Origin of the sequence: Agriterribacter humi (genome assembly GCF_009192765.1) — a bacterium.
GTDB classification, from domain to species: Bacteria; Bacteroidota; Bacteroidia; order Chitinophagales; family Chitinophagaceae; genus Agriterribacter; species Agriterribacter humi.
Map to the genome: position 1 here is coordinate 710,532 of NZ_VOHQ01000002.1, position 22,904 is coordinate 733,435.

The following is a 22,904-nucleotide window of genomic DNA, read 5'->3' on the forward strand; positions in this document are numbered from 1 at the left end:
TGACAGCCATTCCTGTCTTTTTGCTCCGGATTTTGAATTTTGGTTCTTGTGATTTGGTTCTTTGTATTGAATCTTTCAGATATGATTATATCCCTTATCGTTGCCGCTTCCGAAAACAATGCCATTGGTTATAATAACCAACTGTTATGGCATTTACCAAACGATCTTAAGTTTTTTAAAAACACCACATGGGGTATGCCGGTTATTATGGGGCGTAAAACATATTTGTCTATGGCAGGCGAACCTTTGCCGGGGAGGTATAATATTGTTATTACCCGCCAGAAAGATCATGGTATTTACCGTGATGATGTTTGGGTAGTGGGTTCAGTGGAAGAAGCACTGGCAAAAGCGGAGGAAACAGATTGCAAAGAAGTTTTTGTAGCCGGTGGCGGACAGATATACAATGTTTTTTTACCGCTTGCCGATAAAATTTATATCACCCGCGTGCATGCCGTATTGGAGGGCGATGTTTTTTTTCCTGCTATACAGGAGCAAAACTGGTACAAAGTGTATGAACTGGATTTTCCTTCGGATGCCAAACATGCATTCGCATATTCCTTCCAGACCTGGGTAAGAAAAAGATAAGATTTCGCTATTCCTGACCGTGTCCATAGCTTTGGCCCGATGTACGGTACATTTCAGTTGGCTTTAAAATACATGCATTACTATCTCACTGCCGCTAATGGTAATGGGCATGGAGTACATTCGCCCCTGGTTTTTAATTTTATTACGCATGTACTAAACGATAAGCGTTTTTTTTACGCGTATGACCAGGTAGAGCGTTTGCGTGAGCATTTGCTCATCAACAATACGCAAATTGAAGTGCAGGATTATGGAGCAGGATCTTCGGTTATGACATCCCGTAAAAGGACTATAAAAGATATTGCAAGGTGGTCATTAAAATCATCCAAATATGCCCGGTTGCTGTTCAGGATGGTTCATTATTATCAGCCCCATACTATCGTAGAATTAGGAACCTCATTTGGCATCACTACAGCTTATCTTGCTGCAGCAAATCCGGCATCGGAAGTGCTTACATTTGAAGGCGCCGAAACCATTGCAGCGTTAGCAAAACAACAATTCGCACATCTTAATCTTCGCAATATTCACCTGGTAACAGGAAATTTTGACAACACACTGCAACCGGCTTTACAAAAAATGCAGCAGGTTGATTTTGCTTTTGTGGATGGCAATCACCGGAAAGAACCCACACTCAATTATTTTAGCTGGCTATTGCCTTATGTGCAACCAGCTTCCATATTTGTTTTTGATGATATACACTGGAGCGCAGAAATGGAAGAAGCATGGCGGGTCATACAATCGCATCCTTCTGTTACCTGCAGTATTGACCTGTTTTTTATTGGTATTGTTTTTTTTACACCAGATATTAAGATAAAGCAAAATTTTAGCATCCGGTTTTAGATTATAAGTTCTTTATTCCCTGAAAATCTTTAAATTCATTTCATGATCGCAGGCATATTAAAAGAACCTATCGGAGAAAACAGGGTTTCCCTTTTGCCCGAGCAGGCCGAGGCTTTGATAAAAAAGAAAGTGGAGGTGTGGGTGGAGAATGAAGCAGGTGCAGCGGCTTTTGCCGATACTACTGCTTACCATGCCAAAGGAGCTTCATCGTTTTCAAGAGAGGAACTGCTTTCTCAATGCGATATTCTTCTTTCCATGCATGGTATTGAAATGCAGGAAATAAATAAGTTAAAAAAAGGAACCGTAGTATTGGGTGTTTTGCAACCCCTGTATAACCGTGCGTTAATGCAGCAGTATGCAAATGCAGGTGTTACTGTTTTTAGTATGGATATGCTGCCACGCACCTCCCGTGCGCAAAGCATGGATGTATTAAGCAGCCAGGCCAATATTGCAGGATACAAAGCGGTATTAAGCGCCGCTAACCATTATGGAAGATACTTCCCCATGTTTATGACGGCTGCCGGAAGCATTCCGCCCGCAAAGGTATTAATATTAGGTGCAGGCGTGGCGGGTTTGCAGGCCATTGCTACGGCAAAAAGACTGGGCGCTGTTGTAGAAGTATTCGATACCCGTGCGGCTGTAAAGGAAGAAGTGATGAGTCTTGGCGCTAAATTTATTGAAGTGGAAGGCGTTGCCGATGCCAGTAAAGCCGGGGGATACGCGGTAGATCAGTCGGATGAATACAAGCTAAAGCAGCAGCAAAAAATTGCTGAGCATATTGCCAAAGCGGATATTGTGATCACTACGGCCCAGATACCGGGCAAACAGGCGCCACTGCTCATTACGGAGGATATGCTGAAAGCGATGCGCACCGGTTCGGTGATTATTGATATAGCTGCAGCAACCGGCGGCAATACACCCTTTACAAAAAACATGGAAAAGATCAGATACAATGGGGTAAGCATTATTGGTGATTCGGGGTTGCCCTCATCCATGCCTTTTGACGCCAGTAAAATGTACGGTAAAAATATCCTGAACTTTCTTTCTCTTCTTATTGATACAGAAGGGAAATTAACATTTAATTTCGATGATGATCTTGTGAAAGGAACCTGCATTGTATACAATGGGGAAATTGTGAATGAAAGGATCAAAAACCTAACTTAAAACCATGGAAGCCATACTCTCTTTTATCTCACAGCATCAGCAAATGATCTATATCGTTACCCTGATGGTATTTGTAGGTATTGAAGTTATCGGTCATGTGCCTGCCGTATTGCATACACCGCTGATGAGTGGCGCCAATGCCATTCATGGTGTGGTGATCATTGGAGCCATTATTGTAATGGGCCAGGCGGCGAAAGATAATTATCCCGCACTGGCGCTGGGTTTTCTTGCAGTAATATTGGGCACATTGAATGTGGTAGGCGGGTTTGTGGTAACAGACCGGATGCTGGAAATGTTTGGTGGAAAGAGAAAAAGCCCGAAAAAAGAAATTCGAAATCCGAAATAAAGAAAACATATTTTGCCTGGGACCAGAAAATATGACCTATTGGAACGCACCGAAAGCTTCTCATTAAATATCCGGGATTTTTGTTTAAAACAGAAGCTGGATATTATTAACAGGGAGTATATCGTTCAATTAATTCGTTCGGGCGGTTCTGTTGCCGCCAATTATATTGAGGCAAATGAGAACCTGGGAGAAAAGGATTTAAAATTCAGAATTAAAGTCTGCAGGAAGGAATCAAAAGAATCGCAGCTTTGGTTGAAGCATATCTTAACCTATGGGAATAACGAATACGAAAGTATAAGGGTATCATTGTTGCAGGAATCATTTGAATTGGAAAAAATTTTTTGGCGCGATATTAAAAAAGTTAGCGGCGAAAACCGAGAGTAACACAACTTGAAATAGCTGGGCTGTATTTTTCGATTTTCGGATTTAACAATTTCGGATTTAAACATTATGGGATCAAACTTGCTTATACTGATCTATCTCCTCGCCTCCATAACCTTCATTATTGGTTTAAAGATGCTGTCTCATCCTGCAAGGGCGCGGCGGGGGAACCTGATCGCTGCTGCCGGGATGGCTGCCGCTATTGCCGGAACCGTTTTTTTGTATAAAGATGAAGATGGAAATGCGCTGCATAATTATGCCTGGATATTTGGAGGGTTGTTAATTGGAGCCATAGCAGGCACGGTTGCCGCAAGGAAAGTAAAAATGACTGCCATGCCTGAAATGGTCAGTCTTTTTAATGGCATGGGAGGCGCCTGCGCAGCTTTAATAGCTATCGTTGAATTTGGTCACCTTGTTCATAACCTGCAGTCTGTTTCGGGATTAACAGCTATTGATACTACTTTCCGGGATGGGCTAAAACAGCACCTGCTCATCATTGTGGCAGGACTTGTTATTGGCAGCATATCCTTTGCCGGTAGTATGGTAGCATGGGCCAAGCTCAACGGAAAAATCAGGGATTTTGTTTTTAAAGGACAGCACCTTTTTAATATCGCTTTGCTCTTAATCATTTTTTTGCTGGCGGTATATCTTACCGGCTGGCTTCCTGCGGGCGGGGTGTCGTTGTTTTATATCATACTTGGGCTATCCCTGCTGTACGGCGTTTTTTTTGTGATGCCTATTGGCGGGGCGGATATGCCTGTTGTTATTTCTTTGCTCAATTCTTTTACCGGGGTGGCCGCTGCCTGCGGGGGCTTTTTATACAACAATAAAGCAATGCTTACGGGTGGAATATTAGTTGGCGCAGCAGGTACATTGCTTACCATTTTAATGTGCAAAGCCATGAATCGTTCCCTCATGAATGTGCTGATCGGTTCGTTTGGGGCCACTGATAAAAGCACAGGAGGAGGAAAAAAAGAACAGGGAAACTACAAAGAGATCTCACTAAGTGATGCGGCAATGATAATGAATTATGCCCATAAAATAATTATTGTTCCCGGGTATGGACTGGCTGTAGCCCAGGCACAGCACACCTGTCATGAGCTGGAAAAGATACTCGAAGCGAAAGGCGTGGAAGTTACCTATGCCATACATCCTGTTGCGGGTCGTATGCCCGGGCATATGAATGTGCTGCTGGCAGAAGCAGATGTGAGTTATGATAAGCTGCAGGAAATGGAACAGGCGAATGAAGCATTTCCTGCTACTGATGTAGTATTGGTGTTGGGCGCCAATGATGTGGTAAACCCGGCTGCTAAAACAGATCCCACTTCTCCCATCTATGGTATGCCTATATTGGACGTAGAATTAGCCAAAGCTGTTATCGTAAACAAGCGAAGCATGAAACCCGGGTATGCAGGTATTGAGAATAATCTTTTCTTTCGGCCAAAAACTTCCATGTTATTTGGTGATGCAAAGAAAGTATTACAGGATTTAATCGGGGAGTTAAAAGCATTATAACAGTGTTAAACATTTTCGGCAAAGAAATCCAATACCTGAACCGCAATATATTTGCAACCTAAACTCAATTATTATTTGTCTCTTCCTGCAGCATTGATACACAGTTTGCAAAATGTTAAGGGCTTTTCGCAGGAAGCTTTTGAACAGGTGCATGCATTAACCGGGCAGCTTACTTCTGTGCGCCTTAACCCGTATAAATGGGGGCAAGCATCCTCACCACTTACTACTTACCACTTACCACTGTCTTCTCCCGTTCCCTGGTGTTCTACTGGTTTTTACCTTTCAGAGCGACCTTCCTTTACCCTTGATCCTCTCTTTCATGCAGGGTGTTATTATGTGCAGGAAGCTTCCTCCATGTTCCTTGAGCAAATGATTAAAACGGTATATCCCGGCCATGCTGCAGCCCATTACAAAGTGCTTGATTTGTGCGCCGCCCCCGGGGGTAAAACAACGCATCTTTCGGCATTATTTCCAGAAGGTTTAATAGTATCCAATGAAGTGATCAAAACACGATCGGGTATTTTAACAGAAAATGCTGTTAAATGGGGTAAAGAAAATATAGTGGTAACGAGCAATGATGCAGCGGATTTTAAACCTTTGCAGGGGTGTTTCGATATGATTGTAATTGATGCACCTTGCAGTGGAAGTGGTATGTTCAGAAAAGATCCCGATGCAATAAGAGAGTGGTCCTTACAAAATGTAAACCATTGCAGCAAACGGCAGCAACGTATTATTGAAGATGTATGGCCGGCATTAAAAGAAGATGGCATTCTCATATACGCTACCTGTTCGTACTCTGTTGAAGAAAACGAAAATATTTTAGACTGGATAGGCGAAAAGTACAATGTAGGATCTATACGCGTGAAACCGGAAGACAGTTTTGGTATTGTAGAAACCGAATCAGCGGCGCGGGGTATGTATGGGTATCGTTTTTATCCTGATAAAATAAAAGGAGAAGGTTTTTTTATCGCTGGTATCCGGAAGAAAGAGATTGCTGATGCAGGTATGCCGAAGCCTAAAAAATTTGCAATGGCCTCAGACCAGGAACGGAAGACAATCGTTCCCTTTTTAACTGAGCCGGAGCAATTTGAATATGTGCATGCTAACGAAGAAGTCACTATTCTGAAAAAGAATGATATGGAAGGTCTTGCTATGCTTTTTGCAGTATTATATGTAAAAAAAATGGGTATTAAAGCAGGTAAGGTAATAAGAGGTGAACTGATTCCCGCCCATGATCTGGCGCTCAGCACCATTATTACTTCGAACCTGGAAGCAATAGACGTACAGAAAGAAATAGCGTTGGATTATTTGCGGAAAAAAGATATTCCGGCTGACAACGCTGAGAGGGGCTGGAACATCGTAAGATTTATGAATTATAATCTGGGCTGGGCTAAAGTATTGGTTAACCGGGTGAATAATTATTATCCTCAGCATTTTCGCATATTAAAGCATTGATTTTCACGTTATATTATACAGTATGCATTTTTTACTTATTTTCGTATGTGCTGAAAATAAATAATATCTGATGAAAAAACTGGTTATCATATTGTTCTCATTTGGTATTACACTTGCTCTTGCTGCGCAGTCCTCTGATCTTATTATCCAATCAGAAGGCGGTAAATTATTCCTCAGCCACACCGTTGCGCCTAAAGAAAATCTTTATAGCATTGGTCGCTTATATAATATCAGCCCAAAGGAAATTGCCCCATTTAATAATATGTCCCTGAACAGTGGACTGGAGATTAACCAGGAGCTTAAAATACCATTAGAGACCAGCAATTTTGCACAGCATGGCACTGCGGCAGGTGATGAGGTCTTTGTTCCTTTATACCACCTGGTTTCGCAGAAGGAAGGACTATACCGCATAGGACAGAATTTTAATAAGGCCAGTGTAAGCGATCTCAAAACATGGAATAATCTTACCTCCGAAACCATCAGCAACGGACAAAAATTAGTTGTTGGTTTTCTCAGGGTTAAAACCAGTCAATCGGCCCTGGCAGCGAATGGCATGAAAAAAATTGGGAGCATAGCGCATGCGCCTGCTTCAACTGCGCCAGTGGTTACTAAAACAGAAAACAATCCTGTGGTTACCACAAAGCCGGTTGAAGAACCAGCAGTAAAAACGGTTGAAACAGCTCAAAATACAGTACTTGACAGCAATGCAGAAGGAACGGGTTTTTTTAAAGGCAGTTATCGTGAGCAGGCGGGAAGTTTTAATGCTTTTAAAAGTGAGATGGGTGTAGCGGCCGTTTTTAAGAGTACGAGCGGCTGGCAGGACGCCAAATATTATGCTTTAATGAATAACATTACGCCGGGCACCATTGTGCGTATCACCAATACCAACAACAGCCGTATCATATTTGCTAAGGTGTTGGGAGAGCTTCCTCCGGGCCGTGAAAACGAAGGGTTGCTTGTACGTATCAGCAATGCCGCGGCTGCAGAGCTTAAGCTCAGCGATAAAGAGCCCAAATTTGCTGCTGAAGTAGCTTATGCAAAAGGAGGACGTTGATGCAACCTTAATGGTCCATGACCATATTTACAGCAAAAAATATTTGAACTTAATTGTGGAATTTTCCGGAACGGTAATGCCGGCAGCAGTAGTAACCGTATTCGTTTTAGCAGGGACCTTTCTGTATTCTTCAAAAAAAACCAGCATGTTCAGGTATGCGGGTAACCATTATCTCTCTCTTCACGTATTCAGTGACCGGTACGGCAACTTAACGCCGCTTCAAAGCAGGCTAAAGTAAGAAACCGGGCTGTTCAGAAAAACATGGCAGTGATATTTATTGAAAAACCTTGATGGCTGAAGAAACTGTATAGGGTATTTCTGAAAATCTGGCTTAAGAAAGAACATCTCACCTTATACACGATATTAAGCAACAATGCCAAAAAATATAAAAAGGGAAGCTTTCATAAAATGGCGAACAAATGTAATTATGGAAGTTAAGCAGACCATCACCTGGAAAATTTATTGAAATATATAAGGATAATATAATAATTTGATTGCTTAAAAATCGTATGTATGACAGAAAAGAAAAACAGATCCCGCCGGAGCTTTATTAAAAATACAGCTTTGGGCGCTGCAGGTTTTATGATCGTCCCACGCAATGTTCTGGGTAAAGGTGTTACGGCGCCGAGTGATAAATTAATTGTTGCCGGCGTGGGAGCAGGAGGCAAGGGCCGCTCCGATCTCGCTAATTTTTATAAAAGCGGGAAAGCTGAAATAGGTTTTTTATGCGATGTGGATGATCGTATGGCTGAAGAATCAAGGAAAAGGTTTCCTAAGGCTAAGTATTATAAAGACTGGAGGGAAATGCTTGATAAAGAAGCCAAATCATTTGATGCCGTTTCGGTGTCTACACCCGATCACACCCACGCTGTAGTAGCAATGGCCGCCATGCGCAGAAAAAAGCACGTGTATGTGCAAAAGCCACTCACACATGATATTTATGAGGCGCGAATGCTTACTGAAGCTGCCGATAAATTTAAAGTGGTAACCCAGATGGGTAACCAGGGATCTTCGGGTGATGGTGTACGTCAGATGCAGGAATGGTTTGATGCGGGAATAATCGGCGATGTGCATACTGTATACATATTCACTAACAGGCCAATATGGCCGCAAGGTATTCCCTGGCCTTCGGAAAAACCGCCCGTTCCTAAGGAACTGGACTGGAATTTGTGGCTGGGTACCGCACCGCAAAAGGATTATGTAGACGGACTGATACCGGGCAGTTGGCGTGGCTGGTGGGATTATGGCACCGGCGCGCTGGGAGATCTTGGCTGCCACCTGATGGAAGCGCCGTTCAGGATACTTGGCCTGCAATATGCGCTGGATGTTCAGGCATCCGTAACCAGTGTATTTACCGCTTTTGGCAAACGTGGTTATTTCCCCGACAGTTTTCCGCCATCAAGCCATGCAACACTCACCTTCCCCAAAACAAATAAAACAAAAGGAGAGGTGATAATGCACTGGATGGATGGAGGCATAAAGCCTGAACGTCCGGAAGAGCTGGGCGCCAATGAAGTGTTTGGTGATGGCAACAGCGGTATTCTGTTTATAGGCACCAAAGGTAAAATGATGGCGAGCGAGTATGCAGCCAATCCGCGATTGTTACCCCTTACAAGGAATAACGAAGTAAAAGTACCGCAAACAATAAAACGTGTTCCGGGGAGCGCAGACGGGCATTATGCGCAATGGGTAGAAGGTTGTATAGCCGGCTATGGCAATATGGAGCTAAGCTCTCCATTTAAAAAGGCAGGACCGCTTACAGAAGCTATATTAATGGCAAATCTCGGTATAAGGGCGGCTGATGCTCCCAAGCCAAGAGCTAATGGAAGAGGCAATGATTATCCCGGTGCCAGTATGAAATTGCTGTGGGATTATAAAAACATGCGTGTCACCAATCTGGAAGAAGTGAACCGTTTCGTGAAACGCGAATACCGCCAGGGATGGACACTGGATTTTTAATATGTGAGAGACCGCAAAAACCTTTTTTGCGGTCTTTTCATTACCATTCATTTAAAGTTAGATCGTGAAAAAAAATATTTTCTTTCTTGCGGCAGTGCTGATGCTTGCCGCCTGCAGCAGCCAGAATAAAATAAAAGACAGTAGCAAGGGTAGCCATAGCGGGCAATGGATCAGTCTCTTTGATGGTAAATCAATGGACGGCTGGAAAGAAAGCGAAGGACCTTCGTTCAGTATTGAAAATGGAGCTATAAAGGTTGCAGGAAAACGTTCGCATCTGTATTACGACGGACCGGTGAACAATCATGACTTCAAAAATTTTGAGATCAGAATGCAGGTAATGACGACTCCCAATTCGAATTCGGGTGTTTATTTTCATACCAGATTCCAGCAGAAAGGCTTCCCTGATGATGGTTTTGAAGTACAGGTAAACAATTCGCACAGAGACTGGAAAAGAACTGCGGGACTGTACGATATTAAAGATACGGCGGCAACATTTGTGAAAGACAATGAATGGTTTGAACTGTCCATTACGGTAGAAGGCAAGCATGTAATTACTCAAATCAATGGGCAAACTGTTATTGACTGGACAGAACCCGAAAATGCTGTTGCTCCCGAAGGACATCCCGGCCGTCTTATATCAAATGGTACATTTGCATTTCAGGCGCATGACCCTAACAGTGTGGTATATTATAAAGATATAATGGTGAAGCCGTTGCCTTAGTTGAGGCACTATAGAAAGATGCCTCCCTTTACTGCAGGATTGCAAAGGTTGGAAACCCTGCGCTAGATCTCATCAGCCGGGTACCTGATTCCCGCTTTTTCCCTTATCTCATCCATGGTTTCCATCAGCAGCAGGGTATCGGCGTGCGTCATTACCGGGCTTTCGGTTAGGCCTTTGCGTAAGCATTCACCCACATGCCTTGCTTCATAATGATAGCCAAATCCTTCTGTCGGCTGCACGGGAACAACGGTTTTGGCATCCGCTCTTCCGGGGTAAAATTCAATAGTAGTATCCGGCGTATAAAAGCGATGCGTAAGCCTTACCCGGCCTTTACTGCCGCTAATATCGGCTTCTGTGGCCAGGTGCGTGGAATAAGAAGAAAAAAGCTGCGCCATAGCGCCGTTGTTATAACGAAATAAAATAGCGCACTGCTCATCCACGCCCGTATAAGCAGGCGTCATACGCGCTTCAATATGATCGGGTTTGCCCAAAACTGATAATGCATAGAAAACGTTGTATATGCCAATATCCAGCAGGGTGCCACCACCCAGCGCAGGGTTAAATAGCCGGTCTGCAACAGGCTCCAGGGGAATAAAACCAAAGTTAATGAGCACGTTTTTTATTTCTCCCAATTTCCCCGCCCCGGTCATCTCCATCATTTTTTGCCACGAAGGAATAAATTTCGACCATAATGCTTCCATTAAAAATACTTGTTGTGTTTGGGCCGCAGCTATCATTTCTTTTGCCTGGCGCGCATTTAAAGCAAATGCTTTTTCGCACAGCACTGCTTTGCCATGCTGCACACACAGCATTGTATGTTCATAATGCAGCCCGTGTGGTGTGGCTATATATATTACATCTACCTCAGGATTTTGTACCAAAGCCTTATAATTATCATATTGCAGCGCTGCAGGATATAAGCCGGCAAATATTTCAGTGCTGGCTTTGCCACGGGAGGCAATGGCAAAAAGTTCAGCGTCTTCAACAAGCTTCAGATCGGATGCAAATTTTTGCGCTATACGTCCGGCGCCTAATATGCCCCATCGGATTTTTTTATTCATACCAATACAATATTTTTAAAGATTTTGCAGGCATTGTTACTGCGCAGAAAGCATTTTAATTTGTGTATACTCGTATATATTAACTCCTGCTTTGCCCGATTGAGCGGCGGCAAGCATGGCTTTGGCTACTTCAGCGGCATCAATGGCCCTGTATTTTTTAAGAGATCCTGCAAGTAAAAAGGATAAGGCAGGCATTACAGACTGTGTTATTCTTTCTCCTTTTCTCACTTCTTCCCTGTTTCCCAGCAAAAGAGAAGGCCGGAAAATGTGTATAGCGGGATAGGGAAGTGCATGAATGGAATCTTCCATGTTCCCTTTTAGCCGGAGATAGAAATTAGAAGCTTTCGCATTTGCCCCGATAGCAGATACCACAAGGTATTGCGAAAAACCTTTGTCAATTCCAAACTGCGCTGCATGCACGGGTATATCCACATCTATCTGATGGTATAATGCTTTATCTCCGTTTACCTTTTTTATGGTAGTGCCTATACAACAAAAAATATCATCTCCTGAGCCCATAGCTGCGTTAAAATCATGCAGATCGTTAAAGTCAGTAAGCTGCACTTCAAGCTTTGGGTGTATAACAGGCAAAGGCTTTCTAACCAGTGTTCTTATTATACTGTAATGATCATCCTGCAACAGCAATTGCAACAAATGATTGCCAATTAAACCTGTTGCGCCAAGAAGTACTGCTGTTTTTGCTTGCATGTTTTTTGTTATTTTGCAGTGAACAGATATTGTATGCAAATTCAGGAAAACATTTCGCTCAGGCAATATAACACTTTTGGAATAGATGTGCGGGCACGTTATTTCTCCCGGTTTACAAATGTTGATGAGCTGGCGGCATTGATTGAAGAAAACCACAAATTGAAAAAATACATTCTCGGGGGAGGCAGTAATATTCTTTTTACAAAGGATGTAAAAGGATTGGTATTAAAGAACGATATCGTGGGCGTTGAGGAAATTAAGGAAGATGATAATTATGTGTATGTACGCGCAGGCGCGGGAGAAAACTGGCACAGGTTTGTACAGTACTGTATACAGCGCCAATGGGCAGGGCTGGAGAATTTATCTTTAATCCCCGGCAATGCAGGTGCCGCTCCTATGCAAAATATAGGAGCATACGGGGTGGAATTGCAGGAAGTGTTTAATAGTCTTACTGCGTTTCACATTCACGAAAGAAAAGTGTACAATTTTACGGCCGGCGATTGTGCATTTGGCTACAGGGAAAGCATATTCAAGAGGAAATATAAAGACCAGTTTGTTATTCTAAACGTTTCTTTCCGTTTACGCAAACATCCTGTATTTCATACTTCGTACGGCGCAATTCAGCAGGAACTGGAAAAGATGGGTGTAAAGAAACTAAGCATACAATCTATCTCGCAGGCGGTGATCAATATCCGCTCTTCCAAATTGCCCGATCCTTCGGTAATTGGTAATGCAGGTAGCTTTTTTAAAAATCCCGAAATACCCAAAAAGCAATTGGATGCTTTACTGAAAACATATCCCGGTATTCCGCATTATCCTGCCAAACAATATGTCACATCGGCCGTTCCGGGTAAGGATTTGGTAAAACTGGCGGCAGGCTGGCTGATAGAACAATGTGGCTGGAAAGGCTTTCGCCGGGGAGATGCAGGCGTGCACGCCAACCAGGCGCTGGTATTGGTGAATTACGGCAGCGCTACAGGTAAAGAAATATATGATCTGAGTGAAGATATTTTGCACAGCGTTCACAAAAAATTTGGGGTGTTGCTGGAAAGGGAAGTGAATATAGTGTGAAGGTATCAGGTATGAGGTTTCAGGTCTCAGGTTGCAAGTTTCAGGTTACAGGTTTCAGGTTGCAGGTTTCAGGTTGCAGGTTTCAGGTTGCAGGTTTCAGGTTGCAAGTTTTAGGTTATAGGGAAGAGATTGCAGCGGCACACCTTGTAACTTGTACCTTGCAACTCGTACTGCGCGCTTTACCCTATAGCTTATGCCCTTCACCTTGAAACTTGTACCCTGCAACTTGTATCTCAATACCCTTCCTGCTCAAACCCGTCTTCATCTTCAAAAGACGAAGCTTCCTTGCCCATATTGAGCATGGAACCCATCAGGTCTTTAAATTCAATTTTACCATCTAATACTTTTTTACTGATCAGCGAGTACGATGATAAGCCATGCAGGATCAGCTCCATAAGCAGCGCCGTTTCTTTTTCATTGGCATGCGGAAAAGTTTTTTTCACTAATCCATACAATCCATCTACTTTATATAAAAGTTGAATTTTTTCTTTATCCTTCACATTGAATAATATATCCAATGTATTCCCCTTGTCGAACCAGTTGATAATGGGACGGTAAGGATTGTCCGTTTCCTTTTGCTGCCCCTTTCTTTTCTTTAATGCATCAGGATTAGGAAAATACTGTACAAATTGTGTGCGGATGGCTTTGCCCAATAAATTAAATGCTACCTGGTAAGGACCTTCCTGTTCTCCTTCATACACCAGTTCTACTTTTCCTGTAACAGAAGGTATAATGCCTGTTAGATCGGAAATCCATACCTGTGTTTCTTTTTCTTTGTTAATGATCGCTCTTCTTTCGGCTGCACTTACCGCGTTTTCGTAAGCGGCAATGGGCAAACGTGCAGATACGCCACTTTTCTGGTCTACCATTTCACTTGCCCTTGCTTCAAAGGCTACCTGTTCAATAAGCCGCTTTACCAGGTCGCTGATCTTTACTTTTTCTGTTTGGGCTTCTAATATATCCGCTTCCTGCTCGGTAATGGTAAGCGAGTCTTCGATATTTTTTGGATAATGCGTTAATATCTGACTTTCAATACGGTCTTTTAATGGTGTAACAATTGAGCCACGGTTCGTGTAGTCCTCGGGGTTAGCTGTAAATACAAATAGTATATCGAGGGGAAGCCGCAGTTTAAATCCGCGTATCTGGATATCGCCTTCCTGCAGGATATTAAATAAAGCAACCTGTATTCTTGCCTGCAGATCGGGCAGTTCATTAATAACAAAAATACCCCTGTTGCTTCTTGGAATAATGCCGTAATGAATCACTCTTTCATCGGCGAAAGCCAGTTTCAGGTTGGCGGCTTTTATCGGGTCTATATCGCCTATCAGGTCGGCAACGCTTACATCAGGGGTGGCCAGTTTTTCACCATAACGCTCGCTACGATGTAACCATGCAACAGGGGTAGCATCTCCTTTTTCGGCGATCAGTTCCTGTGCATGCCGCGAAAGCGGATGCAGCGGGTCATCATTGGTTTCACTGCCTGCAATAACCGGAATGTATTCATCTAACAGTTCAATCATCTGGCGTGCCATGCGTGTTTTTGCCTGCCCGCGAAGGCCGAGGAATAAAATATTGTGGCGCGACAAGATGGCTCTTTCTGTATCGGGTATTACACTTTCTTCATATCCAACAATACCAGGGAAGGTGGGATCTCCCTGCTGTAATTTCAGGATAAGATTATTTCTCATCTCATCTTTGATTCCTTTGCTTTTATACCCCGATTTTCTTAATTCGCCTACTGTTGCCGGTAATATGGTTTTACTCATCTTTTTAATACTGTTTAAATAGAACTGGTTGAATTGTCTGCTGGGAGCAATGGCCGTTCCACTGGTTTAATACACGGTTTTTTGTTTCCCGTTTTCAAAATCCCTGAATACAAATGCGCCCAGGTTATCCAATGCCGCAAAAAATGCTTTGCCATTATTGGTTTCTGTGAATTCCGTTACAAAGCGCTGCAGGTGTGGATCGGTGGCGATCATAAAAGTAGTAATGGGTATTTTTATTTTTTTGCATTGCGCTGCAAGATTAATACAGCGGTTAATGATTTTGCGGTCTAATCCGAAACTGTTTTTATAATACCGTTTGCCCGATTTAAGACAGGTTGGTTTCCCGTCGGTGATCATGAATATCTGCTTATTGGGATTTTTCCGCCGCCGTAAAATATCCATTGCCAGTTCCAGTCCTGCTACCGTATTGGTATGATACGGCCCTACCTGCAGGTAAGGAATATCCTTAATTTCAATGGGCCAGGCATCATTGCCAAATACTACAATATCCAATGTGTCTTTCGGATATTTGGTAGTGATGAGCTCGCTGAGCGCCATGGCCACTTTTTTGGCAGGCGTAATGCGGTCCTCCCCGTACAGGATCATGGAATGCGAAATATCTATCATCAGTACCGTGGAGGTCTGCGATTTAAAATCCGTTTCCCTGATCTCCAGGTCGTCTTCCCCCAGTTGCAACTGGTCTATGCCGTGATTGATCTGCGCATTGCGGATAGAGCTCACAAAATCAATCTGCTCCAGCATATCGCCAAACTGGAAGGGCCGGGTTTCGGGATTGATCTCATCGCCCTGGCCGGGTTTAAAGGTTTGATGATTGCCTTTTTTTGTTTTTTTGAGCTTGCCAAAAATCTCTTCTAAGCTTTTTTTGCGTATGCCTTTTTCGGTTTTGGGTGTAATGCTGAAAGACCCGTTCTCCCTGTTCTCGTCAATATACCCTTTATCTCTTAAGTCGTCAATAAAATCACCCATACCGTATTCGTCATCGGTCAACTGGTATTGCTTGTCCAATTGCGTAAGCCAGTTCAGCGCTTCGCCCGCGTCGCCGCTGGTATAGGTAAGCAACTGCATGAACAGGTCGAGCAATTGCTCAAACCGGCTTTTGCCGTTTTGCCGCGGATCATATAATGAAAAATGAAACCCTAACATATCAACTCCTTCTTTTTTTAAACAAGCGCATTGCATGAGGTAAAACCGGAAGCAGGAAGCGGGTTGCGTAGTAACATTGTTTTGAAGCGGTACAAACTTATTTCACCCCATGCATTTGCCTGCAATTTAAGACATTCGCGGGACAAAAGTATTTCCGGCTATATGAAGGCTGGCGTTGGCGGAACGGGTTGCATTCATTATTTCAAAATATGAATATGCGCCGTGAATGAAGTCTTGTTGATATATATGTATATTTATTATGAACGATGATGGGTTTATCATCCCAACTTACCGGCTGTAATAATTACCCCTGTGCAGATGATGGGCAACAGAATTTTTTCCGGCAATGTCCTGTTTACTGCAGTTCATTTGTTATTGAATTGTAGTGCAAATATTCAGTAACAATTAAAACACAAACAAAATGGAAGAATTCATTTTAATTTTCAGACACGAAGACGGTAAAAAGCTCGCTTCACCCGAACAAATACAGGTTTGGATGAAACAAACGATGGATTGGATGGGCGGCATTGCGGCTCAAAACAAATTGGTGAGCCAGGGAAATGGTTTGTCTTTTGAAGACAGCCGGGTGGTACGGCACAATAATATCGTTACCAACGGTCCATTTGGCGATATCAAGGAAACGATTGGAGGATATATTATTGTAAAGGCCGATTCTGTTGAAGAAGCTGTGGAATTTGCAAAGGGAAGCCCGGTACTGCAGGGGGAAGGAAATACGGTAGAAGTACGCAAAATTGCAAAAGCCGATGGTATTCATTAGTACCCTCGTAAAACTATTTTTCAAATACTGTATTTGATTTTTTGCCGCAGATTCGAAGGTTTCATCTGCGAATCTGCGGCATCGTTTATTTGAAAATAAGTGATAGCAATCGTTTTTAAACAGCTTTTAGGCTTGTAAAGCCCGTGTAATATAACCGGGCTATTTTTATGTATGAATCATGGCGCATTGATACCGCATTTATTCAGAACGGAGTTTAGCAAAATAACGGCTGTACTCACCAAAGTGTTTGGCTTTGAGCACATAGCGGTTGCGGAAGACATTGCAGGCGATACGTTTATAGCCGCGCTGAAAACCTGGCCTTATAAAGGTGTACCCAAAAACCCCCAGGCATGGCTGTATAATGTAGCCAAAAATAAAGCTAAGAATTACATGAAGCGCAACCATATTTTTTCAGAAAAGGTTCTTCCGGAAGTAAGCAATGCTACAGCAGGGTTTGAAGAAATGAAAATTGATCTGTCGGATCAGAATATTAAAGACAGCCTGCTGCAAATGTTATTCGCTGTTTGCCACCCATCCATTGCTGCCGAAGCGCAAATTGGTTTATCACTGCGCATTCTTTGCGGTTTTGGCATTGAGGAAATTGCCAATGCATTCCTGGTAAATAAAGAAACGATCAGCAAGCGTTTATTCAGGGCTAAAGAAAAACTGCGTTTGGAAAATGTGCAGATTGAATACCCCGGGGAGCCGGAAATTGGCAAAAGGCTGGAAACGGTGCTAACTACCCTGTACCTGTTGTTTAATGAAGGATATTATTCAGAAAGTCATGACAGTGTTTTGCGGGAAGATCTGTGTTTGGAAGCCATGCGGTTAATGTACCTGCTTGTTGAAAATGAATCCACCGATCTGCCACATGTAAATGCATTGCTTTCCTTAATGTGCTTTCATGCTTCGCGGTTTGCCGCAAGAAAAAATAACAATGGTGAGATCGTTTTATATCACGACCAGGATGAAACGCTCTGGAATAATGAATTGATAGCAAAAGGCGCATATTATCTTCACCGGGCTTCCACCGGAAATACCGTTTCGAAATATCATATGGAAGCAGGCATTGCGTGGTGGCAGACCCGCAAAGCAGACACAAAGGAAAAATGGGAAAATATTTTGCAATTATACAACCGGTTATTGCAAATGGAATATTCGCCTGTTGCAGCGCTTAACAGGACTTTCGCATTTTCAAAAGTCTATGGAAAGCAGGAAGCCATTGCGGAAGCTGAAAAACTGCAATTGACAAACAACCATTTTTACTATACATTGCTGGGTGAATTGTATAAGGATACGGATAAGGGCAAAGCAAAAATAAATTTTCAAAAAGCTTGTGCATTAGCCCGAACGGAAACGGACAGGCAAACTATTGAAAAGAAAATGAATGATCTTTGACGTTTAAAAAGTTTGTCCCGGCAGGAGGCTTCGCGCAGCAGAGAACTTCACACAGCAGCACAGGGTACAGCGGAGCGCGATTTCCGGATGCGGTCGGTACGCGACAAGGGAGCGCGAGACCGCATGTTCAATATTTTGCGGGACAGAGTCCCGGGAGAACATAGTGCATACAAAGTCCGGAGACCTTGTATAGCGGGCGGGGTCTGAGACATCGTATAGCAGCGTTTGCACAGCTTTAATTTATTGAGCTACGGTGTCAAAATCGTAGCCGGCCCGTGTAAGCGCCCGTTTGGCTGCTTCCAGCGCAAAAGCTGCCGGATGATGAGGGTGCACAGGCACTTCTGAAACATGGGCAAGCTGTTCTAGAAGTTCCGTGGTTTGATTTTGGGTGAGTGCTGAACATACATCGTACATGCCGCCAGGCTCTTCTTCTGCAATATCATGCTTGTCTAAAACATGCCGCAGCACTTTGATCAGCGACGGAGTGGGCGGAGGTACCATTAAAGCGGTTAATGCGCCATGCTCCAGACGCAGTTTCGCAGCAATGGGTAACGGAACGCCTCCATTTGCTTTCTGCGCCGCCGGAAAAAGAATTTTCTCTTCCATTTTGATATGTGTGAGCAACCCCGCGCGGAACCCCTGATAATATTCCATTTGAATTTCATCGGGGTTTTTGGTTGCCAGTTCTAATAATTCCTCGATCCGGCGATGGTCTTTTGTGAAAAAACGATATAGCTGCCTGTTCATGGATTTTCAATAATACGATATTTTTAAAGGTACAAAAAACCATTTTCATTAGGGGCTGTCTATGCATCAGTTCGGCGATACAAGCAATCTGGTTTAAGAAAAAATAAATTATCCCAATCCTTTTCCGTTTATATGACTTTGAGTTTATTTGTAAAATTCTTTATCATGAGTAATAAATATTTCATTGATAAAATACTTATCTTCTTCTTTTTTATTATTTCTATCCAGGGTTGTACGATTTATTCTATCCAAAATGATGGTTCTAAATTGCAACAAGTGAGAATTATTTATAACCAGAACAATGATCACACGAAAAAAAATGAATCAAGATTAATAGCAGCGGAAAACGCGGGAAGAATTGTAGAACTTCATAAATATAATAAAGGAATGGACCAGGTGTATTTTGATTTCAAGTTACCTCCAAAAAATAAACTACCGCTAAATAGATTATTATCTTCCACTTATTTCGATACATCATCGTATGCATCAATATGTTATCCTTCAAAAAGTAGATATGGACCTGATACGATATCTTGTCTCAGATTTGATCAATTAGCATCAAATACCAATTTCGATCGGGCTCCGTTTTCGTTAGTACGTGGTGAAAAAAAAATATTTATCAGGTAATTGTATGACCATGGTGTAACACCTGGCTTTTTCCTGCAAAACGGTTTTAAATTTTTATTTTGAACTTTTCTATGAATAGAAATAATTTTTACTTCTTGCTTTGGCTTATTCTTCCGGAATTGGTTTTAACTGGCTGTGGGCGCTACTTTATTCAAAATAGTACTTTAAGACCCCAACGCGTAAACCTGACATGCAATTCTGAAGACAAACGAATAAAAAAATTTGAGAATAGATTGATACGACTTGAAAAGAAGGAAACAATTGCTTCACTCAACAAACATATCACTCAAAAGAAGGAAGTTGTTTTTGATTTTGAAATAGTTTCCGGCAAGAAGATACAACTAAATCAGTTGTTGGTTCCCGCTACTCCTGATACCCCTGCACATCCGGTTATTTGTTATCCTCAAAACAGAGAAAGCAATATAGGAGTTGATACGATATATTGTCTCAGGTACGATCAATTACGATCCAATTCAAAACTGGTGTATGATATCCCAACATTTCTTTTTCTCCCGACCATGAAAATTTTTATTAGGTGACTTTCTATGACCGCAGAGCAACGACAAATGTTTTGCGTTATTAATCAATCTCGTTTTCTGACCCCCTGGCAGTTATGGTTTATTATTGTTTATGTTTTGAGGGACGGAGTCCGCGGAGAACATAGGGCATACAAAGTCCGGAGACTTTGTATAGCGGTATACAAAAAAGCATTTTCGCTCAGTCTTAATTCTCAAACCGGTAAGTTCCTGCCGGCGCTTCAAATACAACATACCCGTCGCTGATCCCTGTTTTTTTTGCGTAAGATGAATTTACCTGAACCGTTTTTCCATCCTCATCAGGAAAATAAATGGTTGCCGAACAATTCGGGGGGATCGTAACCTCGTATACCAGCTTATTGTTTTCGCGCTTCCAGTGGGCTTTGATATTCCCGGAAGGGGAATCAAACTCCGCTTTTGCCCATGTTAACTGCTCCCCGGTGAGCTGAGGAACACGCAGGCTGAATTTCCTGAAGCCCGGGAAAGCATCATCCTTCCTGATCCCGGCTACTCCGTCAATATACCATGCTCCGGGATAAAGATAAGAGCTATGCAGCAGGGAGTGGCCGGGAAGATCTTTTTCCCACATCTCCCACATGGTAGTAGCGCCATTTTCACGCATAAAGCCCCAACCGGGGTACGTTGTTTGGGAAGTCATGGAATAGAGGAGATCATCGCGTCCTTCTTCCCGAAGCACTTTAAACAACATAGTTCCCCCGGTTATTCCTGCGTCAATGTGCCCTTTCTGGTTGACCAGGATTTCTTTTTCTAATCGTTTCATGACCAAAGGACGCAATCCGGCAGGCATAATATCTCCATACAATGCGGCAGCAAGGCTTCTCATGCTATTGTCAGCATAGTTGTGATCGTTAGCATGGTACCAGGTATGGTGGACAGCTTCGCTTGCCAGTTTTGCCTGTTTCTCCCATTGTGCAGCCTCTTCATTCCTGCCTATGACCCGGGCAAGCTTTGCGCCTGTTTTCAGGTTGTAAATCCAATAACAGTTATTGAAAAAAAGGTTTTCATCAGAATAATTGTTCATACCCTGTGTGGTAGCGTGCGGCCAAAGCCAGTCACCTAAAAAATCCCATCTTCCTCCGTAACGCTTTAGCATATTGTTTTTTACATGGGTATCTAAGAAACCCAGCCAGCCTTTGATCATATCAAAGTTTTCTTCTACGGCCCGTTTGTCGCCAAGGTATTCATAAAGGAACCAGGGCAGTGTAACCACAATTCCACCCCATGCCGGGCCGCCTCCGCCATGATAGGTGGGTGCGGTTTGGGGTAAGATCCCGCCGCCCAGGCGCCGTCCGCTTCCAGCCTGTTTATGTGCCCATGTTGTATCGTTCATGTTTCCAACCATTGGTTCTGTGCCCTGCACATCCCGCCAGTCCTGTAACCATTTGGTATAAAATGCACCCAGCCTGTAATTGAGCAATCCTGTTTCAGAAGTAGCATGTGCATCACCCCCGTAGCCAAATCGTTCACGTTGCGGACAATCCACTATATAACCGCCGAGAGATAAATTTTCGAATGTCCATTTTACCGTATTGTAAATCCAGTTTTGCAAAGGATCTGAGCATTCAAAAGAGGTTGTGGATTTGAAATCCGTGCGCACCATCCATCCTTTAATATCGGCTTTCTGCGGAGCCTGCTTTACACCCTGTATCGTCATCCATCTTCCGGAGTTATAGTTAAACCTGTTTTTAAAAGTGCCCTCACCGGTTGGTCCGATAATATACAGGTTATGCAGTCCGTAGGTCATATCATCCTGTTGCCGTTCGGAAAAAAGCAGCCGGACAGTATCTCCCGGATTGCCTTTCACATGAACCTGTATCCATCCGGCAAAGTTTACACCCATATCTGCCCGGTACGTTCCGTTGCTACGGTGTTCAATAGAAACCGGCTGTATCTCATCAAACAATGCATTGGTTTCAACCTGCTGGGCCGAAAGTTCCAGCTTCGGAGCATATACATTCACATTTTTCCATGCCTCGTCATTATAGTCTGTCGTATTCCAGCCAGGGATATCTTTATTGGCGTCCCAGATCTCACCTCCATATCCGCCCACACCAAAGCCCCAGTTCCCGATGAGCTGGCCTGGGCTTGAATGTGTTTTCCATGTTTCGTTGGTAATAATTCTGGCTATTCGCTGATTATGCTTTCCAATAATATCAGTCTGGGCTATAACTATAGGGGTCCTGGGCTTATCGGGTGTAGCATAAGGTGCATATATAGACCAGGAAGTGCCCAGCCATAAGCCAATAACATTTTTTCCAGGTTGCAGGGCACCGGTTATATCATAAGCGATATACCGGGCGCGTTGGGTGTGGTCTGTTACGGCAGGCGCCAAAACATGGGCGTCTATTTTTTTACCGTTGATGTACACTTCATGGTATCCTACGGATGCCACATACAGCACGGCTCTTTCGGGCTTTGTTTTCAAATCAAATGATTTCCTCATCCACGGATCGGGTATTTTATTGCTGCCCTTATATGGATCATACACTTCATTTGTGCCGATCCATTTTGCTGTCCATTCTTTTTGATCAAACAAACCGGTGCTGAAATGCGCGGTTTCGCCCAATGACGATACCATTCCCTTTTCGTCTTTTACGCTTACTGTCCAGTAATAATCTTTATCAGACAGAAGTGTTTTGCCTTTGTAAGGAATAAGTTGTGATTCGCCGGACAGTACCCAGCCGCTATTCCATATAACTGCTTTGTTTTTGTTAAGCTGATCTTTTGCGGACCTGACCAGTATACGATAAGCCGTTTGTTTTTGAGCAAAAGCCGAAGCGTCTGCCGGAGCGAGCTTCCAACTGAAACGGGGTTGTTTTATATCCAGTCCGCCGGGATGATCAAGATATTCACAGGTAAGCGCTACAGGATAAATGCTGGATTTGTTTTGTGCGGAAACAGCAGAAAAAGCGCTGAAAAGAAAAGACAGGAGAATAAGTTTTATAGACATATCCAATACGATGGTTGAGGCTAAGGTAATACTTATACCGTTGTACTTTACCTACGATAT

The 22,904-nt window shown here is 43.1% G+C and carries 21 protein-coding genes; 15 read left to right on the plus strand and 6 right to left on the minus strand.

Annotated elements, in window-relative coordinates; all coding sequences use genetic code 11:
• The first annotated feature begins 81 nt into the window (after positions 1 to 81).
• The 10 genes from FRX45_RS06040 to FRX45_RS06085 all read left to right on the plus strand — a co-directional run bounded on the left by FRX45_RS06040 (position 82) and on the right by FRX45_RS06085 (position 10,017).
• On the plus strand, positions 82 to 585 hold the full coding sequence (locus tag FRX45_RS06040) for a dihydrofolate reductase (protein WP_152267478.1): 504 nt from the start codon (positions 82 to 84) through the stop codon (positions 583 to 585).
• Positions 586 to 657: 72 nt separating this feature from the next.
• Positions 658 to 1,422, plus strand: a complete 765-nt coding sequence (locus FRX45_RS06045) for an O-methyltransferase (RefSeq protein WP_226805016.1) — start codon at positions 658 to 660, stop codon at positions 1,420 to 1,422.
• A gap of 42 nt (positions 1,423 to 1,464) precedes the next feature.
• Positions 1,465 to 2,586, plus strand: a complete 1,122-nt coding sequence (locus FRX45_RS06050) for a Re/Si-specific NAD(P)(+) transhydrogenase subunit alpha (protein WP_152267480.1) — start codon at positions 1,465 to 1,467, stop codon at positions 2,584 to 2,586.
• 4 nt (positions 2,587 to 2,590) lie between these two features.
• Positions 2,591 to 2,932, plus strand: coding sequence for an NAD(P) transhydrogenase subunit alpha (locus tag FRX45_RS06055; RefSeq protein ID WP_152267481.1), 342 nt, complete (start codon positions 2,591 to 2,593; stop codon positions 2,930 to 2,932).
• Positions 2,933 to 2,971: 39 nt separating this feature from the next.
• Entirely contained in the window at positions 2,972 to 3,316 is a 345-nt protein-coding gene (locus FRX45_RS06060; protein WP_193311603.1) for a four helix bundle protein, read from the plus strand.
• Positions 3,317 to 3,382: 66 nt separating this feature from the next.
• Positions 3,383 to 4,828, plus strand: coding sequence for an NAD(P)(+) transhydrogenase (Re/Si-specific) subunit beta (locus FRX45_RS06065; RefSeq protein ID WP_152267483.1), 1,446 nt, complete (start codon positions 3,383 to 3,385; stop codon positions 4,826 to 4,828).
• A gap of 51 nt (positions 4,829 to 4,879) precedes the next feature.
• Positions 4,880 to 6,283, plus strand: a complete 1,404-nt coding sequence (locus tag FRX45_RS06070; RefSeq protein WP_226805018.1) for a methyltransferase RsmF C-terminal domain-like protein — start codon at positions 4,880 to 4,882, stop codon at positions 6,281 to 6,283.
• A 70-nt stretch (positions 6,284 to 6,353) separates the two neighbouring features.
• A complete protein-coding gene (locus tag FRX45_RS06075) occupies positions 6,354 to 7,337 on the plus strand; it encodes a LysM peptidoglycan-binding domain-containing protein (RefSeq protein ID WP_152267484.1) in 984 nt (327 codons plus the stop codon).
• A 513-nt stretch (positions 7,338 to 7,850) separates the two neighbouring features.
• On the plus strand, positions 7,851 to 9,296 hold the full coding sequence (locus tag FRX45_RS06080) for a Gfo/Idh/MocA family protein (protein ID WP_152267485.1): 1,446 nt from the start codon (positions 7,851 to 7,853) through the stop codon (positions 9,294 to 9,296).
• Positions 9,297 to 9,360: 64 nt separating this feature from the next.
• A complete protein-coding gene (locus FRX45_RS06085) occupies positions 9,361 to 10,017 on the plus strand; it encodes a family 16 glycoside hydrolase (protein ID WP_226805020.1) in 657 nt (218 codons plus the stop codon).
• Between the two features lie 62 nt (positions 10,018 to 10,079).
• Here the strand turns inward: FRX45_RS06085 and FRX45_RS06090 are convergent, their stop codons facing one another.
• Together FRX45_RS06090 and FRX45_RS06095 are read right to left on the minus strand one after the other, a co-directional pair.
• Positions 10,080 to 11,078: a Gfo/Idh/MocA family protein gene (locus FRX45_RS06090; RefSeq protein WP_152267486.1), complete on the minus strand. Its 999-nt coding sequence runs from the start codon at positions 11,076 to 11,078 to the stop codon at positions 10,080 to 10,082.
• A gap of 36 nt (positions 11,079 to 11,114) precedes the next feature.
• On the minus strand, positions 11,115 to 11,786 hold the full coding sequence (locus FRX45_RS06095; protein WP_152267487.1) for an NAD(P)H-binding protein: 672 nt from the start codon (positions 11,784 to 11,786) through the stop codon (positions 11,115 to 11,117).
• A gap of 33 nt (positions 11,787 to 11,819) precedes the next feature.
• Here FRX45_RS06095 and murB point away from each other — a divergent pair, with 33 nt between their 5' ends.
• Positions 11,820 to 12,857 carry a UDP-N-acetylmuramate dehydrogenase gene (gene murB / locus FRX45_RS06100; protein WP_152267488.1) on the plus strand — a complete coding sequence of 346 codons (1,038 nt, stop codon included), beginning with the start codon at positions 11,820 to 11,822 and terminating at the stop codon, positions 12,855 to 12,857.
• 233 nt (positions 12,858 to 13,090) lie between these two features.
• Here the strand turns inward: murB and FRX45_RS06105 are convergent, their stop codons facing one another.
• Positions 13,091 to 14,623 carry a sigma 54-interacting transcriptional regulator gene (locus FRX45_RS06105; protein WP_152267489.1) on the minus strand — a complete coding sequence of 511 codons (1,533 nt, stop codon included), beginning with the start codon at positions 14,621 to 14,623 and terminating at the stop codon, positions 13,091 to 13,093.
• 66 nt (positions 14,624 to 14,689) lie between these two features.
• Positions 14,690 to 15,787 carry a vWA domain-containing protein gene (locus FRX45_RS06110; RefSeq protein ID WP_152267490.1) on the minus strand — a complete coding sequence of 366 codons (1,098 nt, stop codon included), beginning with the start codon at positions 15,785 to 15,787 and terminating at the stop codon, positions 14,690 to 14,692.
• Positions 15,788 to 16,208: 421 nt separating this feature from the next.
• On the opposite strand from FRX45_RS06110, the gene FRX45_RS06115 reads away from it, so the two are divergent.
• Together FRX45_RS06115 and FRX45_RS06120 are read left to right on the plus strand one after the other, a co-directional pair.
• On the plus strand, positions 16,209 to 16,565 hold the full coding sequence (locus tag FRX45_RS06115; protein WP_152267491.1) for a YciI family protein: 357 nt from the start codon (positions 16,209 to 16,211) through the stop codon (positions 16,563 to 16,565).
• Between the two features lie 171 nt (positions 16,566 to 16,736).
• Complete coding sequence (locus tag FRX45_RS06120) at positions 16,737 to 17,963, plus strand: RNA polymerase sigma factor (RefSeq protein ID WP_152267492.1); 1,227 nt, start codon at positions 16,737 to 16,739, stop codon at positions 17,961 to 17,963.
• Positions 17,964 to 18,203: 240 nt separating this feature from the next.
• Here FRX45_RS06120 and FRX45_RS06125 read toward each other — a convergent pair whose 3' ends face one another.
• Positions 18,204 to 18,710 carry a hemerythrin domain-containing protein gene (locus FRX45_RS06125; RefSeq protein ID WP_152267493.1) on the minus strand — a complete coding sequence of 169 codons (507 nt, stop codon included), beginning with the start codon at positions 18,708 to 18,710 and terminating at the stop codon, positions 18,204 to 18,206.
• Positions 18,711 to 18,875: 165 nt separating this feature from the next.
• Between FRX45_RS06125 and FRX45_RS06130 the strand changes: the two genes are divergently transcribed.
• Both FRX45_RS06130 and FRX45_RS06135 read left to right on the plus strand, forming a co-directional pair.
• Positions 18,876 to 19,337 (plus strand): hypothetical protein, encoded by a 462-nt coding sequence (locus FRX45_RS06130; RefSeq protein ID WP_152267494.1) that lies wholly within the window; start codon positions 18,876 to 18,878, stop codon positions 19,335 to 19,337.
• A gap of 71 nt (positions 19,338 to 19,408) precedes the next feature.
• A complete protein-coding gene (locus tag FRX45_RS06135) occupies positions 19,409 to 19,876 on the plus strand; it encodes a hypothetical protein (protein ID WP_152267495.1) in 468 nt (155 codons plus the stop codon).
• 184 nt (positions 19,877 to 20,060) lie between these two features.
• Here the strand turns inward: FRX45_RS06135 and FRX45_RS06140 are convergent, their stop codons facing one another.
• Positions 20,061 to 22,844 (minus strand): family 78 glycoside hydrolase catalytic domain, encoded by a 2,784-nt coding sequence (locus FRX45_RS06140; protein ID WP_152267496.1) that lies wholly within the window; start codon positions 22,842 to 22,844, stop codon positions 20,061 to 20,063.
• Positions 22,845 to 22,904: the final 60 nt, after the last annotated feature.